Source organism: Neisseria sp. P0001.S005 (assembly GCF_051963715.1).
Genome location: NZ_JBQCTZ010000522.1, coordinates 1 through 555 on the forward strand (window position 1 = coordinate 1; position 555 = coordinate 555).

General features: G+C 47.6%; 2 protein-coding genes. Both read left to right on the forward strand.

Features of this window, described 5'->3' with window-relative positions; all coding sequences use genetic code 11:
* On the forward strand, nt 1-198 hold a 198-nt coding region (locus ACTHSP_RS21435), incomplete at its 5' end, for a YceD family protein (RefSeq protein WP_440346931.1).
* 33 nt (nt 199-231) lie between these two features.
* A complete protein-coding gene (rpmF, locus tag ACTHSP_RS21440) occupies nt 232-411 on the forward strand; it encodes a 50S ribosomal protein L32 (RefSeq protein ID WP_002240035.1) in 180 nt (59 codons plus the stop codon).
* Nucleotides 412-555 lie beyond the last annotated feature (144 nt).

Below are 555 nucleotides of genomic sequence, written 5' to 3' on the forward strand. Positions count from 1 at the left end.
ATGCTTGCCGATGAAGAATTGGAAGGCATGCTGCTCGAAAAAGAGCTTGACGTGCGGACTCTGGTTGAAGACCAAATCCTGATGTCGCTCCCTTTCTCCCCTCGACACGAAGACTGCGGCAACAATGGAACACTGGACGAAGTCAATCGGGACAAACCAAACCCCTTCGCTGTTTTAGCAGGTTTGAAAAGCAGTTAATTAGGACACAGTTTATTTATCTAGGAGCTTGAAATGGCCGTTCAACAAAACAAAAAATCCCCTTCTAAACGCGGTATGCACCGTTCACACGACGCTCTGACTGCGCCTTCTCTGTCTGTTGACAGCGCAACCGGCGAAGTGCATCGTCCACACCACATTTCTCCAAACGGTATGTACCGTGGCCGTAAAGTGGTAAAAGCTAAAGGCGAATAATCCGTTCGTCTGACTGAAAAAGCCAGAATATTGCCATGCAATGACTGGCTTTTTTGCATTGCACCCTGTATTTTCCTCTTCGGAAGCACACCATGAAACGTAAAATCTGGTACACCTACGACGACATCCACCGCGTAATCAAAG